Genomic DNA, 19,902 nt, shown 5'->3' on the forward strand with positions numbered 1-19,902 from the left:
TGGGTTACTTGGCGGCTTCGCCGTTGATGTAGATGCCGTCGAGCATCGCAGCTTCGAGGCCGAAGCTGGCGAAGATCTTCTTGTATTCACCGCTCTCAATCAGCGCCTTGAGCGCGCCTGCATAGGCGTCGCGCAGTTCGGTATCCTTCTTGGCGAAGCCGATACCCTGGTAGACGGCGGTGAAAGGTTCGCCGATGACCGCATAGGTGTCTTTCTCGAGGTTCATCAGGTAGGGGATCGTTTCCGACCCCTGAACGGCGGCATCGACGCGGCCCTGCTTCAACTGGGCGCGGGCGTCGGCCGAACCTTCGGTGCCGACCACCTTGATGGCGGGCTTGCCGGCGGCTTCGCAATTGGCAGCGCTCCACTTCGCGGTTTCATCCGGGAAAGAGGTGCGACGGCTCATGCCGATAGTCTTGCCGCAGAGGTCGGTCTGCGCCTTGAACTCGTCCCTGCGCGCAAAGGAAACGTAGAACTGCGCGCCGGACTTCATGTAGTCGACGAAATCAAGCGTGTCGCGGCGCTTTGGCAGGTCGCTCATGCCGGAATGGATGAGGTCGACGCGGCCGGTGGTCAGCGACGGGATCATCTGCTCGAAACCGATATCGGCCCATTCGACCTTGACGCCGAGCTGTTTCGCCAGCGCCAGGCCGAGATCGATGTCGAGGCCCTTCAACTCATTGGTCGCAGGATCCTTGTATTCCATTGGCGGATAGTTCGGCTGGTTGGCAACGGCCACCTTGCCGGCCGACTTGATGCGCTCCGGCAGTTCCGCGGCGGATACGGAAGTTGCAGTAATGCAGGCCAGCGCCAGCGTAGCGAAATACTTGTTCATGCGAATTCCCCTTTTGCCTTTGATGCGGATAGGTGATGGCGGTCGCCACATGGATGTCTTGTTTAGCTCTGGACGGCCTGGATGAAGGCTGCCGTCCTGGCATTTTTCGGCGTGCTGAGGACCTTCGACGCCAAGCCTGTCTCGACCACTTTGCCAGCCTCCATAAACGTGACGGTATTGGCGACGTTGCGGGCGAAACCCATTTCGTGGGTGACGACGATCATCGTCATGCCGGAGGAGGCGAGATCGTGCATCACATCGAGCACTTCAGACACCAACTCCGGGTCGAGCGCCGATGTCGGTTCGTCGAACAGGATCAGTTCCGGCCGCATCCCCATGGCGCGGGCGATTGCCACACGCTGCTGCTGGCCGCCTGAAAGTTCGGAAGGATAATGGTTCTTCTTGTCGCCGAGGCCAACGCGATCGAGCAGCATTTCGGCATGTTCGCGCGCCGCCTTGGTAGTCTCGCCCATCACCTGCACAGGGCCTTCCATGATGTTCTGCAGGGCGGTCATGTGCGGGAATAGGTTGAAGCGCTGGAATACCATGCCGATACGCCGGCGCTGACGGGCGATTTCGCTATCGCTGATCTCGTGCAGCTTGTTGCCATCGCGGCGATAGCCGACCAGCTCGTCACTGACCCAGATAGCGCCGCCATCCATGCGCTCGAGCAGGTTGATGCAGCGCAGGAAGGTACTTTTTCCCGAGCCGGAGGGGCCGATAATGCAGCTCACCTCGCCGCGCTTGACCTCCACATTGACTTTGTCCAGCGCCAGAAAATTCCCGAACCGCTTGCTGACGTCGACGGCCTTGACGATGATTTCGCTTGTCATCTCGATCTCCTTACACCGACGACCGGATCGATTTCACACCACGACCGAAATAGCGCTCGATATAGAACTGGCCGACCGAGAGCACGGAGACGACGATCAGATACCAGAAGCTCGCCACCAGCAGCAGTTCGAGAACGCGAGTGTTGGCGAAGTAGATGATCTGCGCATTGTGCAGAATCTCAGAGTATTGGATGACGCTGGCAAGCGAGGTCAGCTTGACCATGCCGATCACCTCATTGCCGATCGGAGGGACCATGACGCGCATGGCCTGGGGCAGAACGATACGGCGCAGCATGCGCATATGCGTCATGCCGATCGAGCGGGCCGCCTCGTATTGGCCGGTATCGACCGACAAGAGGCCGCTGCGGACGACTTCGGACGTATAAGCACCCTGCGAAATGCCGAGGCCAAGCATGGCGGCGACGAAGGGCGTCATCAGATCGACGGTGCGGAATTCGAAGAGGCCGGGAATGCCCATGGTCGGAAAGATAAGCGCAAGGTTGAACCAGATCATCAGCTGCAGCAGCGCCGGCGCGCCTCGGAAGATCCAGACATAAGCGACGGCGATCGACGACAGAACCGGATTGCCCGAGATGCGCATGATGGCGATGACGACCCCAAGGACAATGCCGAGCGCCATGGCTGCAACGGTCATCAGCAGCGTGTTGCCGAGGCCGGCAATAATCGTCGGCGCAAACATGAAATCGCGCACATAGCTCCATTCGATCTGGCCGACGCTGAAGGCGCGCACCAGGGCCGCCAGCAGCAGAAGAACCACCGCCGCGGCGACCATGCGGCCGATATGCCGCTTCGGCACAAGCTCGAGATGAGCGATTTCGTATTTGTTGGCGTCGATAGGCGCGGTGGAGGAAAGGGTCATCGAAGGGCCGTCTTCTTTCCGCTGGCGCCGGCTTTGGAGAAGGCCGAACCCGACAGGCGTGAGGTGGCAAAAATCCGAAAGTCGTCGATGGCCGCCTCGAACCGGGCGATCTGCTCGCGCACCCGGTCCGGCGCCGTCGAGCCGTAGCCGGTGCGGCTGGCCAAGGCGTGTTCCAGCGTGATAGCCTCCAGCATGCCCGCGTTGAGGCGGCTGTCTATGGCGGGCAGGTCCGCTTCGGTCAGGCCGGCGAGATCGTGGCCGCGTTCTTCGCAATAACGCACGACTGCGCCGGTGATTTCGTGGGCATCGGCAAAAGGAATGTCCTGGGCGACCAACCAATCGGCCACCTCGGTTGCCAGGGTGAAGCCGCGAGGGGCTTCTTCGCGGAGCTTTTCGGTGTTGAATTCCATCGTTGCCACCATGCCCGCGAAAGCCGGCAAGATCAGTTCCAGCGTGTCGATCGTCTCGAACAGGACCTTCTTGTCCTCGGCCAGATCCCGGTTGTAGGCAAGCGGCATAGCCTTCATCGTGGCGAGGAAGCCGGCGACATTGCCGATCAACGTGCCGGACATGCCGCGCGTCAGTTCGGCGATGTCCGGGTTCTTCTTCTGCGGCATGATTGAAGAGCCGGTCGAATAGCTGTCATGCAGGCGCACCCAGCTGAACTGTTTCGAGCTCCAGATGCAGATTTCTTCCGCCAGCCGCGACAGATCGACGGCGACCAGCGAGCAGATGAACAGGAATTCGGCAACGAGATCTCGCGATGCCACGGCGTCGATAGAGTTTTCGCAGGCTGCCGAATAGCCGAGTTCGACAGCGGACAGGTCGGGGCGGTTGACAATACCAGAGCCGGCCAAGGCTGCTGCACCGAGCGGCGAGCGGTCGAAACGACGGTCGAAATCGCCGAACCGTTGCAGGTCGCGCAACAGCGACTGGGCATGCGCCATCATGTGATGGCCGAGTACCACCGGCTGGGCCGGCTGCAGGTGGGTGAAGCCCGGCATTACCGTCTCGGTGTGTTTGGCTGCCTGCTCGCGAATGGCGTCCTCGACGGCGATCACGCCAGCGCTCAGTTCGCGCGCCATGCGGCGCAGGTAGAGGCGGGTATTGTTGGCGGTCTGGTCATTGCGCGAACGACCGGCCCGCAGCTTGCCGCCAAGTGGGCCAAGACGGGCCATCAGCAGGCGTTCCAGAAAGGTGTGGACGTCCTCGTCGCCGGCGATCGGCTTTTCGGTGCCGGCATCGATATCGGTCTCGATCGCATCCAGCGTGGCGCGGATCTTTGTGAATTCTGCTTCATCCAGCACGCCGGCGCGCTTCAGTTCGGACGCGTGCGCCCGTGAACCGGTGATGTCCTCCCGGTACAGGCGGAAGTAGGAGGCGGGCGCTCGCGACAGATTGGCGAGGGCTTCAGAAGGGCCTGACTTAAAGCGGCCGCCCCAGAGTTGTGTAGATTCGGACATCAAAATGCTCTGCTTGCTTGGACTTTAAGCAAGGTTTGCATGTGCTGCTTTATTGACCAAATGATTTTATTTCGCTGACGGTATGAGGAAAACGACTAGCGATGCTGATCGTGAACAGGGTAGCTTCAGCGGCAAAGGCTGAAACAACGGGGATAGTATGAATGGCAAAAGGACAGGCATTGCCTTCGACAACCGCGCTGCGTGTGCTCTTGGCCATAGCCGAACGGGGCTCGACCAGCGCTGCAGCTGACAGCACGAACCTGTCACAGAGCGCTGTCAGCAAGCAGCTGCTTGCTCTTGAGCAGTTGATTGGCAGTCCCGCCTTTATCCGGACCCCACGCGGAATGGCTCCCACGGAAGCGGGCAGGATCTATATCGAGCATGCCCGCACCGCGTTGAAGGCCATGGAAGATGCCGCTCTGCGGGTAGCCCGCTTGAAGCCGGGGCCGCGGGTGCTTCGCCTGCAGGTGCCACCAATCTTCGGAGACCGCTGGCTGCTGCCGCGATTTGCCGAATTCAGTGAAGCCCATCCCGAGATTGAGGTGCAGTTCACCACATTCGTCTCGCCGACCCAGACGGAAGCGCCGGATGGCATGTTCCGGTTCTTGAGGGAACCATTGCCGGACGAGAAGACGCAATATCTTTTCGGACGAGATGTGCTGCTGGTGAGCGCACCGTCCTATTGGCAGAAGAACGGCATGCCCCAGACGATCGATGAGGCCGCCGAAGGCGTCATGCTAGAACATCCGCAAACGGAGCTGCATTGGCGGCATTTTGCGGAAAGCCTAGGTCGGCCAGATCTTGCAGTTCGGCATATTACTCGCTTCGGCTATTACACGATGGTCATCCGTGCCGCCTTGGCGGGGCAGGGCATGGCACTGGTGCCACGGGGGCTGATGACGGAGGATCTGACTGAGGGGCGTTTGGTCAATCCGAATAGTTTGGGCTACCGAAGCGACTATGGATACTGGTTCGCCCGACCTGACACGGCGGTCGTCAGCGACGCCATGCAGGTCTTCGAGACATGGCTGCTATCTGTTGCGGCCCACAGGCGCGACTGAACTGCCCGCCGTGGCGTTGCGGTGAGAGCGGATACAACCCCTGCTTCGGATCTCGGAGGAACGCTCTAAAGCCGCCCCTACATTTCGCAGGCGCAGTCACTCTCTTACCACACACTATCACCATGTGCTGGACAGTCATCTGTCCCAGAAAAGGAACATCCGCTTGTAACTTCAGTTAGGCCGCGTAACCGGACGCCTTTTCCGTGCCGCGTAACGATCATGTGAGCGCAATGAATATCGATCCCATGACGATCTTTGAGCGGAGTGAGATAGCCAGCGCCCACCGCCTCAACCGGATATTGGCGTATCTGCCGCGTTACCATACCGGCCGTCGCCCCAATGCGAGACTGCTGAACGCTCTCATCGGAATCGGTCAGAAATTTGCACCGAGCGTGCAGTCTAAAGATGTTTCACTTTCCGCTTTTCAGATTACCGTTCCAAGTGGCAAGCGGGAAGTCCGGCTGCTCCGGCCGCCTGCTCCGGGTTCTGCGATTTTCCTGCACTTCCACGGTGGCGCCTGGGTGCTTGGCAATGCTCGTTTGGACGATCGATGGAATGCATCGATTGCCAGCAAAGCCGATGTGACCGTGGCGGCCCCCGACTTCCATCTGGCGACCGACGATCACCTAGATCGGACCATCGACGATGCCGTCGCCGTGACGGAATGGATCCTCGACCATCTTGACCAGCTCGGTGCCAAGACACTTTTCATCGGCGGCGAATCGTCAGGCGCACATCTAGCCGCTTGCAGCCTTGTGCGGCTGGCAGCCCGCCGCCCATTGAATGGCCTTTGCGGCTTCTTGTCCTTTTGCGGCGCCTTCGACATGGCGGGTTCGGACAGCCTGAAGCAGGCCGACGGCCGGAGCCTCATCCTCGACGCGCCATCCGCTCTTCGCAACCTTGAACGTCTCACCGCCACACTGCCTGCCGGTGCCGTGCATTCTCCGGAGGTCTCCCCTTATCTTGCCGATTTGAGTGGCATGCCACCCGCTCTCTTCATTGGCGGAGCGCTTGATCCCATCAGGGACGACAGCCAGAAAATCTATGACCGCTGGGCCGGCTGCAACGGCAATGCCACAATCCTGATCGTGCCCGAAGCGCCGCACGGTTTTGAGCGCCTGCCGACAAGGCTGGCAGATAAAACTCTGGCCTATGCCTGTGAGTGGATGAAGAAGGTCGCCTATGCCTGACGGCTGATTTGGGCATTCAAGACGGCTCATCAGATCTGCCCGCTCAGTCCGTGATTATTTTCTTGCACACGCGTGCATCTGTCATGCCGGTGTTATGCACCCAGCTTAAATCGCTTCCTGTTGATGATCTTTCGAACCCTTGTTCCGCTGGAAGCGCAATGCTGCTGAAGCCGGAAGCAAGGCTCTCGCTCTTCGGGGAGTTACCAATGACCGTGTTTCCGCTCCTGAAATCCGCCGCGATCGCAGCCGTTCTGCTGGCTTCGACCGCGGTCTTCGCTTCTGCCAAAGATGTCACTATCTCCGTTTGGGCGGGCGGTTCCGGGCCCAACGACAACTACCGGGTCGATGCGATCGAGGTCGCAGCCGACATCCTGGAGCGTGAAGCGGCCATCCGCGGCGAGCAGCTCAATATCACCGTCCAGAAGACGCCCTATTCCGGCTGGGAGGAATTCAAGCAAGCCATCACGCTTGCCGCCGAAGCCAAAAAGGCGCCCAACATCGTTGCCACCGGTCATGAAGATATCGGCCCCTGGGCCCAGTCTGGGCTCATCGTGCCGATCGAGGATTATGTCGATCTCGACAGCTGGCCGGTCAGCGACATCTATCCTAATCTTATGGAAATCTCCTCCTTCAACGGCGTCGTTTACGGCATCCCGCAGGATGCGGAATCGCGTCCTTTCTTCTTCTGGAAGCCTTATATGAAGCAGATCGGCTATACCGACGCCGATTTGGAGGCTTTGCCGGCAAAGGTCGAGAAGGGCGAGTACACGCTGAAGAACGTCCTCGAAGATGCCAGGAAGATGCAGGACAAGGGCCTCGTCCAGGCGGGTTACGGCTTCTATCCGCGCAACTCGAACGGCCCGGACTACTGGCAGTTCTACACATCGTTCGGCGGCGTCATGGAAGAAGAAGGAAAGCTCGTCTTCGACAAGGCGGCCATGAAGCGCACCTACCAGTTCTTTGCAGATGCCGTGAAAAACGGCGTTATCAAGAAGAACCATATCGGCATGCCGGGCGACCAGTGGTGGAAGGAAGTTGCCACCGGCAAGGCCGGCATCTGGCACGGCGGCACTTGGCATTACGCCCGCCTCGTCAACCAGGAAGGCCTCAAGGACTTCTTCGACAACGTCCAGTTCACGCTGATTCCAGCGGGCGAGGGCGGCAAGGCGAACACCCTGACCCATCCGGTGGTTTATCTTCTGACCGCGGGCCATACGCCTGAGGAAACGCAGATCGCCGCCGACCTGGTAAAGATCGCGTCCGAGCCGCGCATCAACGCGCTGCATGCCATCAAGTCGGCCCATCTCGGCATTTCCGAAGCCGAAACCAAGGTGGATCTCTATGCTGGCGACCGCTGGGCCTCGGAAGCGACGGCGCGCCTTCTGCCGCATGCCAACGCCATGCCTAACAATGCGGATTTCGGCAAATACTGGACCATCATGTGGAAGAATCTCGAAGCTTCCTGGACCGGGGCCAAGACTGCGGATGCAGCGGCCAGCGATGCCGAGGCTGAACTGAAGGCGACACTCGGCGCGGCAATTATCATCCGCTGATCGGGCACGCTCCTGCCTGACCGCGGGCGGCGTTTCGCTCCGCCGCCCGCACCCCATCCTTCAAGGCTGCCCTTTATGAAAACATCGCGAATGCTCGGTCTGGTGATGATCGCCCCTGCGGCCATCATTATCCTGCTGTTCTTCCTGATGCCGGTGATTCTTACCGCTGTCTTCGCCATGACCAATATGAGCACGGCAACAGGCATTTCCGCCGGAGCCTACCAGGTCACGCAGGCCGCGGTGAACCGCCTGAAGACGGACATGCCGGAACTTGCGGCAGGTATTTCCGAACCGCGCTTCGTCATTGACGAGGACGGTCTGACACAGCTGGACGCCCTGAAGCTGAAGCCCGGCTTCACGGCCGAGCTTCGCGCCAGCCATCTCGGCGAGGTGTTTCTCTCGCGGCGCGAGGCGGAACGGATGATCAAGTCGCTGAAAGAGCGGCCATCGACCCGAGAGGTCAAGCAGATCTCGGATGTTTTCAACCGATCGGTGATGAACACGCGCTTCGAAGACCGGGCGGCCCTCATGGAAAGCCTGGCCAAATTAGGATTCAAACTTTCTCCTCAGGACGAGGAAAAGGTAAGCCGGGCGACATATACCGGCTGGATCTGGACCGCCGACAACTTTCGCACCATTGCCAATTCGCAGGACATGGGACAGATCCTGCTCAACACCGGCTTCTATGTCGCCGTTACGCTGCTGCTCTTCAATGTGGGCTACGCGCTGCTTCTCGCGGTGACGACACATTACATGCCCGCGTCTACCGCATCCGTCTTTCGAGCGATCTGGCTGCTGCCGCGCATCACGCCGGTGGTCATCTATGTGCTGATGTGGAAATGGCTGACTTGGGACAACGGCTTCATCTCGCTGTTCATGGGCCTCTTCGGTCATCCGCCGAAGAACTACCTTCTCGACAGCGCCGGTAGTGCTTGGTTCTTCGTCATTCTGATCAACGGCTTTATCGGCGCATCTATGGGCATGCTGGTTTTCTCCTCGGCCATCAAGGCAATCCCGCAGACGCATTTCTATGCCAGCGAAGTGGACGGCGCCAATCGCTGGCAGCAGATCCGCTATATTATCCTGCCGCAACTCCGTTGGCCGATCCTCTTCGTCACCTGCTACCAGACGCTGTCGCTGCTGGCATCCTTCAACGAAATCCTGCTTTCGACCCGCGGCGGTCCCGGTCGATCAACCGAAGTTTGGTCGCTCGCCGCCTATCACACGGCTTTGCAGAACTATACCGGCAACCTGGAATACGGGCTTGGCGCCGCCATGGCCCTCGTGCTGGTGGTAGTGGGCGTCATCCTGTCGCTCATCTACCTGCGCGTCTTTCGCTACGACACGCTTGTTACCAAGCCGCTGATCGAGGACTGAGGATGGCCGAGAAAACCGCAGTCCCCACTAATCCGGCTTCGGCAAACTTTTCCGGCCTGCCTGTCATCGGTCTGCTGACGCTTCTGAGCCTGCCGCTGGCGGTGATGTACGCTTACCTGTTCATCGACACGATCAGCAATTCCCAGGGGGGCTCTCTCGTGCCGAGCGAATTCACGCTCGAACACTGGCGATTTCTCTGGGAGACCCGGCCCGGCAAGCCGAACATCTGGCTGGTGACGCTCAATACCGTCATCTTCACCTGCTGCATCACTGCGGTGACGCTGACGGTTTCCTCCATGGCCGGTTACGTCCTGTCGCGGCTCAACGTGCCGGCGCGCGGCTTTTTCCTGGCCGGCGTCATGGTTCTGCACGCATTCCCGTCAGTAACGCTGATCATCGCGATCTTCATCGTGCTCCAGTATCTCGGCCTCTACAATTCGCTGATCGGCGTGATCCTGGTAAAGGCGGCCATCGACTTGCCGCTCGGCATCTGGCTGATGAAGGGCTTTTACGACACCGTGCCCTGGGAAATCGAGATGGCGGGCGTGGTCGATGGCGCCTCGCGCTTCACGGTCTGGCGGCGCCTCGTATTGCCGCAGATCAAGCCGGCCGTCATGGCACTCGGGCTGTTTTCCTTCCTATCCGGCTGGAGCGAATTCATCCTGCCGCAGGTGCTGGCGCCGGGCGCCAGGGTGCAGGTCCTCTCAGTCTATCTCGCCGGCCTAATTGCCGACGACAATAATTTCGATTTCGGCACATTCAAAGCGGTCGGCGTCTTCTACGTCGTGCCGGTGCTGATCCTCTATGCTTTCTTTCAGAAGCATCTCATGAACATCTACGGCGGAGGCACCAAGGGCTGATGCGTATCTTGCTCGACAAATTTTGCAAAAGCTTCGGCACCACCTCGGTCATCGAGGACATGCAGCTCGAAGTCGGTTCCGGCGAGATGCTGGCGCTGCTCGGGCCGTCGGGCTGCGGCAAATCGACGACGCTGTTTGCCATCTGCGGCATCCACCGGCCGACTTCGGGGCGCATCCTGTTCGGTGATAGGGATGTAACGAACCTGCCGAGCCAGGCGCGCAATGTCGGCGTGGTCTTCCAGTCCTACGCGCTCTATCCGCATATGACGGTCGAAGAAAATATCGGCTTTCCGCTGAAGGTGAAGCGGCTGGCGACGGCGAATATCAAACAGCAGGTGGCCGAGATCGCCAAGCTGGTCCAGATCGACAACCTGCTTGGCCGCCGCCCGGGTCAGCTTTCCGGAGGCCAGCAGCAGCGTGTGGCGTTGGCCCGCGCGCTGATTCGCCGCCCGGACGTGCTGTTACTCGATGAGCCGCTCGCCAATCTGGACGCCAAGCTGCGGCTAGAGATGCGCTCGGAAATCCGTCGGCTGCAGAGGGAGACGGGCATTACCGCCATACTCGTTACCCACGATCAGGTGGAGGCCATGTCCATGTGCGACCGGATCGCCATCATGAACAAGGGGGAAATCGTCCAGATCGCCTCACCGTCGGACATGTACAACGACCCACGCACTGCGTTTGTGGCCGGCTTCCTCGGCAATCCACCGATTTCCTTCCTGAAGGGCAGGGCGGAACAGGGGGCTTTCGTGCTCCGCGACGGCGGCCTGAAATTGCCATTGCCGGCACTGTCCGGCATCGCCGATGGAACAGAGCTGACCCTTGGTGTTCGGCCGGAGCATTTCGGTGTCGCGGGCGGCATTCCGGTTGAGGGGAGGGTGACGTTCGCCGAGACACAAGGGCGGGAGAACCTCTATGACGTGGTCCTGCCGGACGGCTCGGTGCTGCGCTCCATCCAGCCGGTGCGCGACGACGTGAAGCCGGGCGCCCAGGTGCGTTGGATGCTGGATAGCAGCTCAACCTTCGTTTTCGCCGAAGACGGGCGGAGGCTCTGATGCGAGACTTTTCCGTCTTTTTCGACAGGTTCGGCTGGCCACAGGACAAGGGCCGGCTGCCGTTCTGCATCGGCCACCGCGGGGCGAGCGGCCATGAACGCGAAAACACGCTTGCAGCCTTTCGCCGGGCCGCACATCTCGGCGCCGAGATGTGGGAGCTCGACACCCAGATGACGGCGGACGGGGTTGTCGTCGTCTCGCATGACGACCATCTGGAGCGGGTTTTCCAGAGCGACCTGCATATTTCGCGGATCAGCTTTGCCGAACTGCGCGCCGCCGTTCCCGACGTGCCGAGCTTCGCGGAGGTCGCGACACTTGCTCGGGAAACCGGATGCGGCCTTTATGTGGAGCTGAAATCGCCTGGCACAGGGCCGCTCTGCTGGCAACATCTGAAGGACATGGAGCAGTCTTTCGCCTGTCTCGGCTCCTTCGATATCGCCCAAGTGCGGGAGTTGCGCGAATTGGGATGCGACTATCCGCTGGCGGTGCTGGTCCGTGTCGGCCAGGATCCGCACCCGGCGGGCGAGGCGGCAGGCGCCGATATCCTGCATCTCTGCTGGGAAAGAGCGAGCGACACGCCGCAGGAACTCGTCACCGAAGCGCTGATCGGCCGGGCTTTTGCCGATGGCAAGGAATTGGTGCTCTGGCACGAGGAGCGGCCCGACATACTCAAGGATCTGATGCTGCTGCCAGTTCTCGGCATCTGCACCGATCTTCCCGACCTGATGCGCGCACAGGACATCACCGCCAGCCCGCGCGAGATGCGCCGCGTTACCTCCTTCGATGTGGCTCGAGCGGCCGGTGTGTCACGCGCCGCCGTGTCACGCGCTTTCACGCCCGATGCCAGCGTGTCGCAAAAGACGCGCGAGAAAGTCTACCAGGCGGCTAAAGATCTTGGCTACCGAGTGAATTACCTTGCCCGCAGCCTGACCAACAAGCGCTCCGATCTTGTCGGGTTGGTCGCGGCAGGCCTGGACAATCCTTTCCGCACCCAGCAGCTCGAAAACCTCGCCCGCGCCCTCATTGCGCGCAATTACCGGCCGATCCTGCTGCCGACGTCTCAGCATGCCGACAGCGCAACCGTGATCGGCCAGCTCCTTCATTATGCTGTGTCCGGCGTGGTGATCACCTCGGATGCGCCGCCTTCACATATTTTCGAGGAATGTGCGACCGAGGCAGTGCCAATCGTGCTGATCAACAAGGGCGAGGATTTCCCGTTCGTCGACCGGGTCGTATCCGACGATCGCACGGCAGGCTACAGCGCCGCCGATCACCTGCTGGAGAGTGGTGCAACGAGACTGGCGGTGGTTGCGGGTACCGCCGTTTCCTATTCCGCGCGACGACGCGCTGAAGCCTTCTTGAGCCATTGCGCATCCTTGGGAGTGGAGGCGTCGCTTATCCCCGTTGCGATTAATGACTATCAGCACGGGCACGGCGTGGCGGAGCAAATGCTCGACCTGCGCATCGATGGCGTGTTTTCCGTCAACGACTACATGGCCTGCGGTGTCGTCGACGGACTTTCCAAGACAGGCAAGGCGGGCCGGTCGATCAAGGTCATCGGCCATGACAACATTCCTCAAGCTGCGTGGGCGGCCTATGACCTCACCACTTTCCTGCAGCCCTCCGACCTGCAGGCGGAACAGGTGATAGAGCTATTGACCAGCCGGATGGCGGAACCCGACATCGTGGCCCGCGTCGAATTCACGCCAGTGACCCTTATCAAGAGAAGAAGTGCCTGATGACATCCTTGCTTGACGCGAACGCGCTTCAAAGGCGCCTGGAATCTGCAATCTCCGTTGCCCGGCATGTGGGCGAGCGAGCTGCTACCCTTCGCGCTCAGGCGCAACCGGGGATGCTGGAGGTGGAAAGCAAGGGTCTGCAAGACTTCGTCACGGTCGTTGACAAAGAGGCCGAGGCAACCATCCGCCAGGCTTTGCTCGGCGCCTTTCCCAACGACTCCTTCATGGGCGAGGAAGGTGGCGGCCTGTCTGGAAGCGCCGGCACATGGGTCGTCGATCCGATCGACGGAACAACCAATTACATCCGCGGCTTCCGTCATTGGGGCGTGTCGATTGCCTTCATCGCCGGCGGCGAGATCCTGATCGGCGTCATCTACGATGCGACCCAGAACAAGGTGTTCCATGCGGTCCGCGGCAAGGGCGCCTTCAAGGATGACCAGCCGATTTCGGTTGCATCGACCACCGATCCCGCTCGCGCCATCGTCATTCTCGGCCATTCGCGCCGAACCGAATTCGAAGAATATCTGGCTGTCTCGCGCAGGCTCTATGAGCGGGGGATCGATTACAGACGCATGGGCGCAGCGGCCATTGGGCTGGTGCGCGTGGCGGAAGGCATTTCCGACCTGTATTACGAGCGGCATCTCGCGGTCTGGGACATGCTGGCCGGCATTCTTATCGCCTCCGAAGCCGGTGCGACGGTGGCAGTTCCGCCGCTTGATGCGCTTTTGCACGATGGCGGCCCGGTAGTTGCATGTTCCCCTGGATTGGCGGGCGAATTCGCTTTCCTGATGGAGTTCGACGGAATGACCACGGCTGCTGAATGATTGGCAGACGGATTGACCATGGCGGTTGGGAGGTGAATGTATAGACTGGATCAACCGAAGTCCCACCGCCTTTGCCAAGCGATATGTGATGCCGTCTGAAGATCGAAAAAAGAGCCGCGTGACGCTCCTCGATGTAGCGCAGGTGGCGCATGTTTCGCGCGCCACAGCCTCGCTCGTCATTCGCAAGAGCCCGCTGGTGGGCGTTGAAACGCGGGCCCGGGTCGAGGCGGCGATGCGGCAACTTGGTTATGTCTACAATATGGGTGCCGCTCGTCTGAGGGCAGAGCGCAGCAACACGGTCGGCGTGGTCGTTCCCAACCTGACCAATCCCTTCTTTGCAGAACTTCTTTCCGGCATAGAGGCCGTGATCGATGCCGCCGATATGGTCGTGATCCTCGCCAATAGCGGCGACCAGGTCGACCGCCAGGACACGCTGATGCGCCGCATGCGCGAACATGGGGTTGATGGTATTATTCTGTGTCCAGCGGCCGGTACGCAGGCGAACGCCCTTGTCAAAGTTGCGGAATGGGAACTCCCGCTGGTGCAGGCGCTGCGGTCGATCTCGGAAGAAGTAGATTACGCTGGCGCCGACTATGCGGCCGGCACGCGCCAGGCCGTCGACTATCTTGCCTCTCTCGGCCACCGGGCCATTGCCTTTGCGGTCCACGGCGCGGTTCATTCGGCTTACATCGAGCGGGTTGAAGGCTTTCAGGCGGCGATGAAGGCACACGGCTTGAACGCCGACCTGATCATCCGTGTGCCCGACCAGACAGCCCAAATTCCAGGCGCTGCACATCTCCTGTTCCAGCAGAAGCAGAACCCGACCGCGGTTCTCTGCTTCAACGACGTGGTGGCACTTGGCCTTTCTGCCGGTCTTTACGATCGGGGGCTGAGGATCGGTGAAAACTTTTCGCTGGTCGGCTTCGACGATGTCGCCGATGCGGAGATGATGCGGCCTCGCCTCAGTTCGGTCTCAACAGAACCAGTGACGATCGGCGAAAATGTTGCTCGGCTGCTGCTCGATCGCCTTTCGGAGCCCCTGCGGCCGGCAAGGCGTGTGGTAACGGAAACCCGCCTGCATGTGCGTCAATCCTGCGCACCGGTTCTGAACAGGGCAGGAGCGGGCACCTGAGGGGCTATTTCGGCCGGGTGCAAGAGACCCGCCTCCGCCAGGATTGTCTGAACCAGTTCGGCGAGCTGGGCGCTGTTGTCGCCTTTCCTCCAGGCGAGCGAAAGCTGCATGTCATAGGCGGCTGGAAGAATTGTTGCGGCCATGTTGTTGTCGAGGCCGGAGATGGCCCATTGAGGCAGCAGGGCGATATAGCCATGGTCGAGCACAAGATTGGCGATCACCGGAATAGAATCGGTCTCTACGTAAGACAGACGAACTCGCTCGTCGGCCCCCAGCACGTCCTCGCTGAAAGCTGAGAACTTCTGCCTCAGCCCGCTCTTCAGGCTTGGCAAGGCGATCGGCGCAGCCATCAGAAAACGGCCGAAGTCCGTGCCCGATGCGTCAATGACATGTCGGGGTCCCACCAGGGCCAGGCTAGCGCGCGAGATGACCCGATGATCGAGCCCGTAGGGGAGATCGGCCGTATCGACGATCACCATGTCGTAGATACGGTTGCTCAATCCGGATAGCAGCTCTTCTGCGCTGCCGCTCGAAATGTAGAGGGGGTTGCGGGCCTGTCGCCGCGGCCATTCGGCAGCGAGCCTTGCCAGGATCCTGGCAATCAGGCTCTCGCGACCGAGTGGTGCCACCGAGCCGAGATTGCTGGTCGAGGCGGATCGCCGGAAATGGTCGTCAGCCCGCTCAGAAATGCGCAACCAGATCTTTTCAAGATCCTCGACCAGCGCCAGAACAGCCTGTCCTGCAAGGGTCGGCACGGCACCGGTGGCAGTTCTCTGCAAGAGCGTCAGGCCGAGACAGGTTTCAAGGTTCTTCAGCTGCCGGGTCAATTGCGGCTGTCCCATGCCGATTTGTACGGCTGCGCTCCGGATGCTGCCTGTCCTGGCGACGATGATGAAGCGGGACAAGGTTAGCAGCGAGACCGACATACGGGCTGCATGGCGCTCGGCGCCCATGACCTCGACTTTCGGTGAAAGCCTAGCAAGCCGGATGATCAAATCCGCGGCGCCTGAAAGGTCGCGCGCGAGGCGCCGTCCCTCCAGCGTTGGCAGGATCCGATTGCCGGCGGAACTCGTCAGCGGCGTCGCAAGCCAGGACTGCAGGCGCGACATAGCTGCGGACACGCTGGCGACAGGCCTGTCCAGGCAGCGGGCCGTGTCGCGAACGCTGCCGTTTTGAAGCACATGCTGCGCAATCAGCAGCGAGGAGAGGTTCATGGCTGTCACTTTCTGCCAAGGGCCGGAAGGCGTCGGAGCCGGCATAGTTCGTTCAGGATATGAGATATCCCGACCTCCTGTAAATTCTCTTATCGTCAGCATGACCAGCAGGCATCAACGAGTCGATCAAGGAGACAGCGCAGATGTCGGATTTCGATCTTGTGCTAAAAGGGACCCTGGTGCTGGCGGACCGACTTGTACCGCAGGGCTTTGTCGCAGTTCGAGATGGGCTCGTGGCGGCTCTGGGCGAGGGAACCGCGCCGCATGCACGCGAACGGCATGATCTCGGCAATGCGCTGATCTTCCCGGGCGTGATCGATGCGCAGGTCCACTCGTTGTCGCAGAAAAACCAGGAAGACTTCATCTGGTCGACACGCTCTGCGGCAGCAGGTGGCGTAACCACGATCGTCGACATGCCCTATGACGAAGGCAATCTGATCTGCTCTGCCGATGCCGTTCGCAGCAAGGTGGTGCACGGCGAGAGCCAGGCACGTGTCGACTTCGCGCTTTACGGGACGGTCGATCCGCAAGAGGGATCGAAGCGGATCCTCGAGCAGGTCGAGGCCGGCGTCGCCGCCTTCAAATTCTCCACTTTCGGAACCGACCCGAAACGTTTTCCGCGCATCTTTGCACCTTTGATGGCGGAATGCTTCGCAGCGATTGCCCCGACTGGCCTTGCGGCAGGCGTGCACAACGAAAACGACGAATATGTCCGCTGGGCGATGGATCGGGTGAAGGCGTCCGGCATCACCGATTACCGCGCCCACGAAATGTCGCGCCCTCCGCTCACCGAGCTGCTGGCGATGACGGAGATCTACGAGATCGGCGCAGCGACCGGCTGCCCGGCGCATGTGGTTCACTGCTCGCTCGGCCGCGGCTACGAGATCGCCGCCGGCTACCGGGCGCAAGGGCACAGGGCGACGGTGGAATGCCTGATCCACTACCTGACGCTCGACAGCGAAACCGATGCCAAGCGGCTCGGCGGCCGCTCCAAATGTAATCCGCCGATCCGACCACGAGCAGAGGTGGAGACGCTCTGGCGCCATCTGGCCGCCGGCAGTGTGACTCTGCTGTCCACCGACCATGTCAGTTGGTCGCTGGACCGCAAGACCGATCCTAACATGCTTGCCAATGCGTCCGGCCTGCCGGGGCTTGAAGCCATCCTTCCCCTTTTCGTCAAAGGTGCTTTGGAGCGCGGCGTGCCGCTGACCTGGGCCGCAAGACTGATGGCGCTCAATCCCGCCCGGCATTTCCGCATCGACCATCTGAAAGGGGCGCTGGAGATCGGCAAGCATGCGGACATCGCCGTACTGACGCCTGAAGAGTATGTCTTCGACGCTTCCAAAACGGGCAATACTGTCGTCGGCTGGTCGCCCTATGACGGCATGACGCTGCCCTACAAGGTGGCCGCCACCTATCTGCGCGGCCAACTGGTCTATGACGGCACAAAGGTTCTGGCGGAACCGGGCAATGGCCGTTTCGTGCGCCCGCCGAACAGTCTTGCGCTTCCGGTGCCGCCGCTGCATGGAGTTTTCGCATGAGCCGCAACCTTGCAGTCACGGCGGATCGCATTGCCGCCGATATCGACGCGCTTGCGGCCATCACCGAACCTGGCCGGCCTTGGACGCGGCGTGCCTTCACGCCCATGTTTCTGAAAGGCCGGGCCTATGTGGAGAAGATCTTCCGCGAGGCGGGCCTGGATACGCAGATCGACGCGGCAGGAAATCTGATCGGTCGCCGCAAGAGCACGGGGGCGGCCAAGGGCACGATCATGCTCGGCTCGCATACGGATACTGTCCCGAATGGCGGGCGGTTCGATGGGATTGCCGGCGTCATCGCCGCTCTAGAAGTGGCGCGGGCCCTGAAAGATGCGGGGATCGAGCTCGATCACGACTTGGAGATCGTTGACTTTCTGGCCGAGGAAGTATCGATCTTCGGCGTTTCTTGCATCGGCAGCCGCGGCATGACCGGCGTTCGGCCAGTGGAATGGCTGGAACGCACGGCCGACGACATGACGCTCGCCGACGGCATTCGCCAAGTGGGTGGTAATCCAGACAAGGTCTTCAAACGTACGGACATCAAGGCCTTCCTTGAACTGCATATCGAGCAGGGTACGGTGCTGGAGCGGGAAGGCATCGATATTGGTATCGTCGGTGCCATCACCGGCATCACGCGCATCGAGATCCTCATCGAAGGCCGCGCCGACCATGCCGGCACGACCCCAATGAATGCTCGCTACGACGCGCTGTCTGCCGCATCCAGCGTCGTGTTGGGCATTGAACAGATCGCGCGGGAGCTGGCAGCCGGGCCGAGCTATTTCGCCGGCACTGTCGGCGAGTTTTCGATGGAGCCGAACGCCGCCAATGTCATCCCCTCGCATGTGCGCATGCTGATCGATGCGCGTGCCGTCGAGTCCACCGTCATGGATGGCTTCATCGCATCCGTTGCGGCGCTCTGTGTCGAGACGGCGGCCGAGCGGGAGGTGACAATTGCCGAGCCGCGCAAGGTATCCGAAGCGGCGCCCACGCCGATGTCGGATAGGGTGACCGATGTTCTGGCCGCCGGCGCGGCAAGGATCGGCGCGTCAAGCCGGCCGATGGTATCGGGTGCAGGCCATGACGCTGCCTTCCTTGCTAAGCTCGCGCCGGCGGCGATGATCTTCATCGCCAGCAAGGATGGCCGCAGCCATGCGGCTGAGGAATGGTCGGAGAGTGACGATATCGCGCTTGGCGCCGCCGTCCTTTACGAGGCGGTGCTGGAGCTGGACAAGCAATAGGGAGCGGCACATGGGACGGATACTGACAGCAAAGGATGTCGAGGCGGCGGTGCGCGGCGGCTCTGTTTACGCCGCAGGCGGCGGAGGGTGGACGGATCACGGCCGCATGCTTGGCTATGCCGCGGTCAGCATCGGAAGGCCAGAGCTAATCACCATCGACGAACTGGACGACGATGACTGGGTAGCAACTGCGGCAGCCATCGGCGCACCGGCCTCCACGACAGCTTGGGAAATGCAGGGCATCGATTATGTCAAAGCGGTTCAACTTCTCGAGGATGCACTGGGTGAGCAGCTTTCGGCGCTGATGATTGGCCAGAATGGCAAATCATCGACGCTGAACGGCTGGCTGCCCTCGGCCATCCTCGGTACCAAGGTGCTGGATGCGGTCGGCGACGTGCGCGCCCATCCGACCGGCGACATGGGCTCGATCGGTATGGCGAATTCGCCCGAGCAGATGATCCAGACGGCGGTTGGCGGCAACCGTGCCGAGAACCGCTATATCGAACTCGTTGTACGCGGCGCGACCGCAAAGGTGTCGCCGATCCTGCGCACCGCATCCGATATGTCCGGCGGCTTTATCGCTTCCTGCCGCAATCCTTTGCGCGCCTCGTATGTCCGCGATAATGCCGCTCTCGGCGGCATCAGCTTGGCCCTGAAGCTCGGCGAGGCGATCATTGCGGCCGACGCCAAGGGCGGTCATGCGGTCATTGACGCCATCGTCAAGACGACGGGCGGCGCGGTTATCACCGAAGCCGAGGTGACCGACAAGACGGTCGTCTACACCAACCAGGCATTCGACGTTGGCACGATCACGCTTGGACGCGGCGACAAGGCGATCGCCCTGCATGTCATGAACGAATACATGGCGGTGGACGACGCCGGCGGAACGCGCCTCGCCACCTTCCCCGATATCATCTCGACCCTGTCTCCGGAGGGCGAGCCGATGAGCGTCGGTCAGCTGCAGGTCGGCATGCGGGTGTTCCTGCTGCACGTCCCGAAGACGATCATCCCCCTGTCCTCCAGCGTCAAGGATCCGTCAGTCTACCCGATCGTCGAACAGGCGCTGGGTATCAATATCGCAGCTTACGCGCTCGCTAGTCATTGAGGGAC

The 19,902-nt window shown here is 61.0% G+C and carries 17 protein-coding genes and 1 pseudogene; 13 read left to right on the plus strand and 5 right to left on the minus strand.

Annotation, left to right across the window (positions count from 1 at the left end):
* Positions 1-4: 4 nt before the first annotated feature.
* The 4 genes from E2F50_RS20390 to argH form a co-directional block, all read right to left on the minus strand.
* Entirely contained in the window at positions 5-835 is an 831-nt protein-coding gene (locus E2F50_RS20390) for an ABC transporter substrate-binding protein (RefSeq protein ID WP_133318018.1), read from the minus strand.
* A gap of 62 nt (positions 836-897) precedes the next feature.
* Positions 898-1,668, minus strand: a complete 771-nt coding sequence (locus tag E2F50_RS20395) for an amino acid ABC transporter ATP-binding protein (RefSeq protein WP_133318019.1) — start codon at positions 1,666-1,668, stop codon at positions 898-900.
* Positions 1,669-1,678: 10 nt separating this feature from the next.
* Complete coding sequence (locus E2F50_RS20400; protein ID WP_133318020.1) at positions 1,679-2,548, minus strand: amino acid ABC transporter permease; 870 nt, start codon at positions 2,546-2,548, stop codon at positions 1,679-1,681.
* Complete coding sequence (gene argH / locus E2F50_RS20405) at positions 2,545-4,011, minus strand: argininosuccinate lyase (protein WP_133318021.1); 1,467 nt, start codon at positions 4,009-4,011, stop codon at positions 2,545-2,547. The genes E2F50_RS20400 and argH overlap by 4 nt, the downstream gene beginning before the upstream one ends.
* Positions 4,012-4,172: 161 nt before the next feature.
* Between argH and E2F50_RS20410 the strand changes: the two genes are divergently transcribed.
* The 10 genes and pseudogenes from E2F50_RS20410 (at position 4,173) to E2F50_RS20455 (ending at position 14,802) form a co-directional block, all read left to right on the plus strand.
* Entirely contained in the window at positions 4,173-5,072 is a 900-nt protein-coding gene (locus tag E2F50_RS20410) for a LysR substrate-binding domain-containing protein (protein WP_133318022.1), read from the plus strand.
* Positions 5,073-5,302: 230 nt separating this feature from the next.
* Positions 5,303-6,262, plus strand: coding sequence for an alpha/beta hydrolase (locus E2F50_RS20415; RefSeq protein WP_133318023.1), 960 nt, complete (start codon positions 5,303-5,305; stop codon positions 6,260-6,262).
* Positions 6,263-6,468: 206 nt separating this feature from the next.
* Complete coding sequence (locus E2F50_RS20420; RefSeq protein WP_133318024.1) at positions 6,469-7,815, plus strand: ABC transporter substrate-binding protein; 1,347 nt, start codon at positions 6,469-6,471, stop codon at positions 7,813-7,815.
* Positions 7,816-7,890: 75 nt separating this feature from the next.
* On the plus strand, positions 7,891-9,192 hold the full coding sequence (locus E2F50_RS20425; RefSeq protein WP_133318025.1) for a carbohydrate ABC transporter permease: 1,302 nt from the start codon (positions 7,891-7,893) through the stop codon (positions 9,190-9,192).
* A gap of 2 nt (positions 9,193-9,194) precedes the next feature.
* A complete protein-coding gene (locus tag E2F50_RS20430; protein WP_133318026.1) occupies positions 9,195-10,052 on the plus strand; it encodes a carbohydrate ABC transporter permease in 858 nt (285 codons plus the stop codon).
* The gene (locus E2F50_RS20435; protein ID WP_133318027.1) at positions 10,052-11,107 is read left to right on the plus strand and encodes an ABC transporter ATP-binding protein; all 1,056 of its coding nucleotides are present in this window, start codon (positions 10,052-10,054) and stop codon (positions 11,105-11,107) included. Before E2F50_RS20430 ends, E2F50_RS20435 begins: the two co-directional genes overlap by 1 nt.
* Positions 11,104-11,838 (plus strand): annotated as a pseudogene (locus tag E2F50_RS20440) (glycerophosphodiester phosphodiesterase); the annotation flags it as partial. The gene E2F50_RS20435 and the pseudogene E2F50_RS20440, both read left to right, overlap by 4 nt.
* A gap of 30 nt (positions 11,839-11,868) precedes the next feature.
* The gene (locus E2F50_RS20445; RefSeq protein ID WP_133318102.1) at positions 11,869-12,846 is read left to right on the plus strand and encodes a LacI family DNA-binding transcriptional regulator; all 978 of its coding nucleotides are present in this window, start codon (positions 11,869-11,871) and stop codon (positions 12,844-12,846) included.
* The gene (locus tag E2F50_RS20450; RefSeq protein ID WP_133318028.1) at positions 12,846-13,670 is read left to right on the plus strand and encodes an inositol monophosphatase family protein; all 825 of its coding nucleotides are present in this window, start codon (positions 12,846-12,848) and stop codon (positions 13,668-13,670) included. Before E2F50_RS20445 ends, E2F50_RS20450 begins: the two co-directional genes overlap by 1 nt.
* A gap of 88 nt (positions 13,671-13,758) precedes the next feature.
* On the plus strand, positions 13,759-14,802 hold the full coding sequence (locus E2F50_RS20455) for a LacI family DNA-binding transcriptional regulator (RefSeq protein WP_133318029.1): 1,044 nt from the start codon (positions 13,759-13,761) through the stop codon (positions 14,800-14,802).
* Here E2F50_RS20455 and E2F50_RS20460 read toward each other — a convergent pair.
* Positions 14,757-16,016: a LysR family transcriptional regulator gene (locus E2F50_RS20460; protein WP_161974284.1), complete on the minus strand. Its 1,260-nt coding sequence runs from the start codon at positions 16,014-16,016 to the stop codon at positions 14,757-14,759. The genes E2F50_RS20455 and E2F50_RS20460 overlap by 46 nt on opposite strands.
* A 143-nt stretch (positions 16,017-16,159) precedes the next feature.
* Between E2F50_RS20460 and E2F50_RS20465 the strand changes: the two genes are divergently transcribed.
* The 3 genes from E2F50_RS20465 to E2F50_RS20475 are packed head-to-tail and all read left to right on the plus strand — an operon-like array spanning position 16,160 to position 19,897.
* Positions 16,160-17,557: a dihydroorotase gene (locus E2F50_RS20465; RefSeq protein WP_133318031.1), complete on the plus strand. Its 1,398-nt coding sequence runs from the start codon at positions 16,160-16,162 to the stop codon at positions 17,555-17,557.
* Positions 17,554-18,792 carry a Zn-dependent hydrolase gene (locus E2F50_RS20470; protein ID WP_133318032.1) on the plus strand — a complete coding sequence of 413 codons (1,239 nt, stop codon included), beginning with the start codon at positions 17,554-17,556 and terminating at the stop codon, positions 18,790-18,792. Before E2F50_RS20465 ends, E2F50_RS20470 begins: the two co-directional genes overlap by 4 nt.
* 10 nt (positions 18,793-18,802) lie before the next feature.
* The gene (locus E2F50_RS20475) at positions 18,803-19,897 is read left to right on the plus strand and encodes a thiohydantoin desulfurase (RefSeq protein ID WP_133318033.1); all 1,095 of its coding nucleotides are present in this window, start codon (positions 18,803-18,805) and stop codon (positions 19,895-19,897) included.
* The last annotated feature ends 5 nt before the right edge of the window (positions 19,898-19,902 follow it).

This window comes from Rhizobium deserti (assembly GCF_004358025.1).
GTDB classification, from domain to species: domain Bacteria; phylum Pseudomonadota; class Alphaproteobacteria; order Rhizobiales; family Rhizobiaceae; genus Neorhizobium; species Neorhizobium deserti.